General features: G+C 73.4%; 5 protein-coding genes. 2 read left to right on the top strand and 3 right to left on the bottom strand.

From position 1 onward, the window contains the following. Positions 1 to 150: 150 nt before the first annotated feature. From ABFY07_RS40475 to rsmI, 3 genes are all read right to left on the bottom strand, one after another. Positions 151 to 1083, bottom strand: coding sequence for a TatD family hydrolase (locus ABFY07_RS40475; protein ID WP_346179258.1), 933 nt, complete (start codon positions 1081 to 1083; stop codon positions 151 to 153). A gap of 117 nt (positions 1084 to 1200) precedes the next feature. Continuing rightward, positions 1201 to 1653, bottom strand: coding sequence for a hypothetical protein (locus tag ABFY07_RS40470; RefSeq protein WP_346179257.1), 453 nt, complete (start codon positions 1651 to 1653; stop codon positions 1201 to 1203). Between the two features lie 162 nt (positions 1654 to 1815). Continuing rightward, positions 1816 to 2703 carry a 16S rRNA (cytidine(1402)-2'-O)-methyltransferase gene (rsmI, locus tag ABFY07_RS40465; protein ID WP_346179256.1) on the bottom strand — a complete coding sequence of 296 codons (888 nt, stop codon included), beginning with the start codon at positions 2701 to 2703 and terminating at the stop codon, positions 1816 to 1818. Between the two features lie 325 nt (positions 2704 to 3028). Here rsmI and ABFY07_RS40460 point away from each other — a divergent pair, with 325 nt between their 5' ends. After that, complete coding sequence (locus ABFY07_RS40460) at positions 3029 to 4807, top strand: dolichyl-phosphate-mannose--protein mannosyltransferase (protein WP_346179255.1); 1779 nt, start codon at positions 3029 to 3031, stop codon at positions 4805 to 4807. 124 nt (positions 4808 to 4931) lie between these two features. Next, the gene (locus tag ABFY07_RS40455; protein ID WP_346179254.1) at positions 4932 to 6572 is read left to right on the top strand and encodes a penicillin-binding transpeptidase domain-containing protein; all 1641 of its coding nucleotides are present in this window, start codon (positions 4932 to 4934) and stop codon (positions 6570 to 6572) included. Positions 6573 to 6665: the final 93 nt, after the last annotated feature.

Raw genomic sequence — 6665 nt, 5'->3', positions numbered from 1 at the left:
GCCGCCCCCGCCCCGGTGGGCGCCCTGGGCGCGGCGGCGGCCGTGCGTACGGCTCACGAGAACACTCCGGCAACACTCCACAAGTCCACTGGTCAGGGCACGGGTCCCGGGACTGTAGCGGAGCGGCGACGACTCTCCAAAGCGGTACGATTACTGTACGTGATGCTCTTCCCCGGGCTCGCGGGCCGCGGCGACCGGCGCGTGATAGCCGAAAACCCGCGCGGTGTTGGCCGCCACGGCGGCCGCGAGGGTGTCCTCGGGCACGCCCTTGACCTCCGCCATGGCCCGCAGGGTGAGCGGAACGAGGTACGGGGCGTTAGGCCGTCCGCGGTACGGGGCGGGGGTGAGGAAGGGCGCGTCGGTCTCCACCAGCAGCAGGTCGAGCGGGGCGACGGCGAGCGCCTCGCGCAGCGGGGCCGCGTTCTTGAAGGTGACGTTGCCCGCGAAGGACATGTGATAGCCACGCTCGGCGCAGATCTTCGCCATGGCGGCGTCGCCGGAGAAGCAGTGGAAGACGACGGTCTCGGGCGCGCCTTCCTCGGCCAGCACCCGCAGCACGTCGTCGTGGGCGTCCCGGTCGTGGATGACCAGCGCCTTGCCGTGCCGCTTGGCGATGGCGATGTGGCCGCGGAAGGACTTCTCCTGGGCGGCCCTGCCCTCGGGTCCGGTGCGGAAGTGGTCGAGGCCGGTCTCGCCGACGCCCCGCACCTGCGGGAGCGCGGCCAGGGCCGCTATCTCCTCCAGCGCGGCGTCCAGGGCCGCCTCGCCGCCGGGCTCCCGCGCGCCCTGCCGGGACCAGCCGTCCGGGTCCCCGTGGACGATGCGGGGCGCCTCATTGGGGTGCAGCGCCACGGTGGCCCAGATGTTCGCGTGGGCCTCGGCCGTCTTCGCCGCCCAGCGCGACCCGGCGAGGTCGCAGCCCACCTGGACGAGGGTGGTCACGCCGACCGACGCGGCCTTGGCCACGGCCTCCTCGACCGTGCCCGACTGCATGTCCAGGTGGGTGTGCGAATCGGCGACCGGCACCCGCAGCGGCTCGGGAAGCGGCGGGGGCAGGTCCTTTTCTTTTTGCGTCTGCGCCATGAGCGCGATTCTATTTGCCGGCGAAATGCAATGAATCGCGCTCCGGCGCTCATTCGGATACGGCCCGGCTCATATGCGCGTGGCCGAGCTCACTTCCGGCGGCTCACTTCCGGCGGTTCATTTCCGGTGGTTCTGGAACGGGTGGAGCAGATCCGACAGGTGCCAGTGGTGGCGCCGCTGCCCGTCCTGCTGCGCCGGCGGTCCGGCCGGCGGGCTGTCGGGGGCCTCGGCGGCCCCCCGCCGGCTCCGCCGACGGGGCTGGGAGCCCAGGCTCCTGAGGGCCGTGGACACCTGACCCGAACGCATGATGCGCACGAGGTCGGCGCCGCAGTTGTGGCAGTTGGGGCTGGTCAGCGGGGACCGGACGCGCATGCCGTCGGTGAAGTAGACGACAAACGCCCTCCCCTCGGCGTCCACATGGTGCTCGATGTCGTACGACTGCTCCCAGCCGTGCCCGCACTTCATGCACGCGAAGGCGTACGCCTCATGGGCGACCTCCCCCTCCGTCGCGCCGGTGGTGGTGTGGGCTATCGGGCGAACGCCGCTCGAGGTACCCGCGATTTCGCTCATGGCAACTCCTCTTGTCCGCAGGACAAGTCTTCCGGGACTGGACGTCCCACCTCCTAGTGGACGCCTTCGAGGCCCCGGAGCGCAGCCGCCCTTCCACCTCTTGAGGGAGATTTGGCGGCCGGATGCCAGAACACCCCCGCCACCCGGCCCAACCTTTGCTTTTCAGCCTTTCCCTTTACCTTCGCGTGGCTCCGTTCCTGCCGCGTTCTTTGCCGCCACGACGGCGTCGAACACCTCCCGTTTGGGCAGGCCCGCCTCCTGCGCGACTGCCGCGATGGCCTCCTTGCGGCGCTCCCCCGCCTCCTCCCGCACCGCGACCCGGCGGGCCAGCTCGGCCGGGTCGGCCGCGCCGGGCCCGGGCTCGGCGGCCCCCTCGACCACCACGGTGATCTCGCCCCGTACGCCCTCGGCCGCCCAGGCCGCCAGCTCCTCCAGCGGGCCGCGCCTGACCTCCTCGTACGTCTTGGTCAGCTCCCGGCACACCGCGCCCCGCCGGTCCGCGCCGAACACCTCGGCCATCGCGGCCAGCGTGTCGGCCAGGCGGTGCGGCGCCTCGAAGTACACCAGCGTGCGGCGCTCGGCCGCGACCTCCCGCAGCCGCCCCAGCCGCTCCCCCGGCTTGCGCGGCAGGAAGCCCTCGAAGCAGAAGCGGTCCACCGGCAGTCCGGACAGCGCGAGGGCGGTGAGCACGGCCGACGGGCCGGGCACCGCGGTGACCTTGATCCCCCGCTCGACGGCCGCCGCGACCAGGCGGAAGCCGGGGTCGGAGACGGACGGCATCCCGGCGTCGGTCACCAGCAGCACCCGCGCGCCACCGGCCAGCGCCTCCACCAGCTCGGGGGTACGGGCCGCCTCGTTGCCCTCGAAGTACGACACCACCCGGCCGCCCGGCCGCACATCCAGCGCCTGGGCGAGGCGGCGCAGCCGCCGGGTGTCCTCGGCGGCCACCACGTCGGCCTCGGCGAGCTCGGCGACCAGCCGCGGGGGCGCGTCCCGCGTGTCGCCGATGGGGGTCCCTGCCAGTACGAGCGTTCCTGTCACGCGACCCATCCTCGCAGCCGGGCCGGCGGGGCCGGGAGCCCGGCGGGCGGCCCGGGAGCCCGGCCCCCACGCTCCGGCCGGCGGGCCCGGGAGCCCGGCGGGCGGCCCGGGAGCCCGGCCCCCACGCTCCGGCCGGCGGGCCCGGAGACCCGGCCGGCGCCCCCGCAGCCCGGCCGCCAAGCCCCGGCCGTCGCCCCGGAACCCCGGCCGGGGCGGGTCCGGAGACCCGGCCGGCGCCCCCGCAGCCCCGGCCGGCGGGCCCGGGAGCCCGGCCGACCCCCGGCCGGGCGACTTGGCCCCCCACTCCCACGCACCGCTTCCCTACGATGGCCGGGTGACGAGTGACACCGCGACCCACGCCCAGCCGGGCCGAGCCGCCGGCCAGCATCCGCCCGCCTGGCAGCGGCGGCTGCGCCGCTTCGGATACGCGGGCCGGCCGCGGTCCGACGTACGGGAGCGGCTGGTCCCCCCCTATCCGGAGCCGGGGACCCGGCTGTGGGAGGCGCTGGGCGCGGCCCCGCCGGCGGCGGGGCGGATCGCCCGCTGGACCGGCTGGGGCGGGCCGCTGCTGGTCGCGCTGTTCGCCGGGCTGCTGCGCTTCTGGCGGCTGGACAGCCCGCACAAGGTCATATTCGACGAGACGTACTACGCCAAGGACGCCTGGGCGCTGCTCCAGCTCGGCTACGAGGGCACCTGGCCCAAGAACGCCAACGCCAAGATCATGGCGGACCCGCAGCAGATCCCGCTGAGCGACGCCGCCGGGTACGTCGTCCACCCTCCGGTGGGCAAATGGGTGATCGCGGTCGGCGAGCAGCTCTTCGGCCTGACCCCCTTCGGCTGGCGGTTCATGGTCGCGCTGCTCGGCACGGCGTCGGTGCTGATGCTGTGCCGGATCGGGCGGCGGCTGTTCCGCTCCACCTTCCTGGGGTGCCTGGCGGGCGCGCTGCTGGCCGTGGACGGTCTGCACTACGTGATGAGCCGCACCGCGCTGCTCGACATCGTCGTCATGTTCTTCGTGCTGGCGGCCTTCGGATGCCTGCTGGTCGACCGGGACCGGGCGCGGGCGCGGCTCGCCGCCGCCCTGCCCCTCGCCCCGGACGGCACCGCCCGGCCCGACGCGGAGGTCGCCGCGCGGCTGAAGCTCGGCGCGCGGCCGTGGCGGATCGCGGCCGGGGTCATGCTGGGGCTCGCGGCCGGCACCAAGTGGAACGGCCTGTACGTGCTCGCCGCCTTCGGCGTGATGACGGTCCTGTGGGACATCGGCGCCCGCCGCACGGCCGGCGCCCGCCGCCCCTTCCTCTCGGTGCTGCGCCGCGACACCCTGTGGGCCTTCCTGTCCACCGTGCCCGTGGCGCTCGTCACCTACCTGGCCACCTGGTGGGGCTGGTTCGCCAACAGCGGCAGCTACAGCCCCCGGACCGGCTGGACCCACAGCGGCTACTTCCGCCACTGGGCCGAGACGCCGACGTCTCAGGGTGGCGGCGGCTACAGCGACCACGGCCCCCTCGCCTGGCTGAACCCGCTGCGCAGCCTGTGGCACTACGAGCACGAGGTCTACAAGTTCCACGTCGGGCTGAACGACCCGCACATCTACCAGTCCAACCCGTGGAGCTGGCTGATCCAGTCCCGCCCGGTCTCCTACTTCTACGAGTCCCCCTCCCCGGGTGAGGCCGGCTGCCCCAAGGACGCGACCGAGAAGTGCGCCCGGGAGGTGCTGGCCCTGGGCACCCCTCTGCTGTGGTGGGCGGCCTGCTTCGCGGTGGCGTACCTGCTGTTCCGGTGGGCGCTGCGGCGTGACTGGCGGGCGGGCGCGATCCTGTGCGGGCTGGCGGCGGGCTATCTGCCGTGGTTCCTCTACCAGGAGCGCACGATCTTCAACTTCTACGCCGTCGTCTTCGTGCCGTTCCTGTGCCTGGCGGTGGCGATGATGGTCGGGGCCATCGTGGGCCCGCCGGGGGCGAGGGAGAACCGGCGGGTGGTGGGCACGGTCGCCGCGGGCGTGCTGGTGCTGCTCATCTTCTGGAACTTCATTTATTTCTTCCCCCTCTACACGGGCCAGACCCTGCCCATGGACGAGTGGCGGGCCAGGATCTGGCTCGACACCTGGATCTGACCGCTCCCCTTTCGTCAGGGCTCGGTGCACGGACCCGGGCGGGGCGCGGGATGCCGGTAGAGTGCCCCGGACCACGACCTCCATCGAGTGGTGGAGGGCTTCGAGGGACTGTGGGGGTTCTGCAATGCGGAGTGGCGCGAGAGCCGCGGTCATCGGTGCGGTGTTCGCCGCCATGGTCGGGGTCGCCGGTTGCGGTGGCGGTCAGGACGGCTCGGCCGGATCGAAGGACGGCGCCGGGGCCGGGTCGGGCGACGACAAGCCGGTGGTCAAGAAGGTGAAGACCGGCCCGCCCAGCGCGGCCGAGGTCAAGGCCACGGCCCGGGACTTCCTCGCCGCCTGGTCCGCGGGCGAGGCCGGGAAGGCCGCCGCGCTGACGGACGACGAGAAGGCCGCCGCCGCCGCGCTCACCGCCTACCGTGAAGCGGCCCACATCGGCAAAGTGGCGCTGACGGCGGGGCAGCGGACCGGCCGGACGGTGCCGTTCACGGTCAACGCCCGGATCTCCTACGGGGGGCGGCAGGTCCCCTGGACGTATGAATCCGCACTGACCGTCACCCGCGACAAGACCACCGGGGCGGCGGTCGTCGACTGGAAGCCGTCGGTCGTCCACCCGAAACTGCGGGCCGGGGACGCCCTCAAGACGGGCCCGGCGGGCACGCCGCCGGTCAAGGCCGTCGACCGCGACGGCGCGGAGCTGCGCGCCGCCGACCACCCGACGCTCAAGGCGATCCTGGACGGCCTCCGGGAGCGCTACGGCAAGAAGGCGGGCGGCACGGCGGGCGTGGAGACCTGGATCTCCCGCGCCAAGGGCTCCAAGACCCCCGACGAGACGCTGAAGGTGCTCACCAAGGGCAAGCCCGGCACCCTCCGCACCACGATCGACGCGAAGCTGCAGACCACGGCCGAGCGGGCGGTGAACAAGCGGTCCAAGGCCGCGGTGGTGGCGATCAAGCCCAGCACCGGCGAGGTCCTGGCTGTGGCCAACTCCCCCGCTCAGGGGTTCAACACCGCCTTCCAGGGGTCGTACGCGCCCGGCTCGACCATGAAGGTCATCACCTCGGCGCTGCTGATCGACAAGGGACTGGCGGGCTACGGCAAGCCGCACCCGTGCCCGAAGTACTTCTCGTACGGCGGCTGGAAGTTCCAGAACGACGACAAGTTCGAGATCAAGGGCGGCCGCTTCGAGCAGAGTTTCGCCCGCTCCTGCAACACGGCTTTCATCAGCCAGGCCCCCAAGCTGGCCGACGACGACCTCACCAAGGAGGCCCGGGACGTCTTCGGGATCGGGCTGAACTGGAAGACCGGCATCTCCTCCTTCGACGGCGCGGTGCCGGTGCAGTCCGCCGCCTCCAAGGGCGCCTCGCTGATCGGGCAGGGCGGGGTGCGGATGAACCCGCTCAACATGGCGTCGGTCTCGGCCACCGTCGCCAGCGGCGTCTTCCGCCAGCCGTACCTGGTCTCCCCGAGCTTGGACGGCCGGACCCTGGCCAAGGCCGCGCGCGGCCTGAAGCCGGGCACCCGGCAGCAGTTGAAGAGCCTGATGAAGCTGACCGCCACCTCGGGCACCGCCGCCCAGGCGATGTCCGGGATGAGCGGTGACTTCGGCGCGAAGACCGGCTCGGCGGAGGTCGACGGCCAGAAGGAGCCCAACGGCTGGTTCACCGCCTACCGCGGGGACCTCGCGGCGGCGGCCGTGGTCCCGCAGGGCGGCCACGGCGGCGACTCGGCCGGGCCGATCGTGGCCTCGGTGCTGCGCGCGGGCTGACCCGGGCGACCTCCCACGGACGGCGCACGCGGCGTCGGCGGGGCCTGAAAGGGGCCTTGTCGGCGCCGCGTCGGCGTATCCGCGCGCCTGTCG

The sequence above is a fragment of the Streptomyces sparsogenes subsp. cuspidosporus genome (assembly GCF_039532705.1).
Classification (GTDB): Bacteria; Actinomycetota; Actinomycetes; order Streptomycetales; family Streptomycetaceae; genus Streptomyces; species Streptomyces sparsogenes.
This window is presented reverse-complemented; position numbering and strand designations above follow the sequence as displayed.

Bases quoted from the DNA above. Each gene is read 5' to 3' on its own strand.
- ABFY07_RS40475 (WP_346179258.1), bottom strand. From the start codon at position 1,083: ATGGCGCAGACGCAAAAAGAAAAGGACCTGCCCCCGCCGCTTCCCGAG.
- ABFY07_RS40470 (WP_346179257.1), bottom strand. From the start codon at position 1,653: ATGAGCGAAATCGCGGGTACCTCGAGCGGCGTTCGCCCGATAGCCCAC.
- rsmI (WP_346179256.1), bottom strand. From the start codon at position 2,703: ATGGGTCGCGTGACAGGAACGCTCGTACTGGCAGGGACCCCCATCGGC.
- ABFY07_RS40455 (WP_346179254.1), top strand. From the start codon at position 4,932: ATGCGGAGTGGCGCGAGAGCCGCGGTCATCGGTGCGGTGTTCGCCGCC.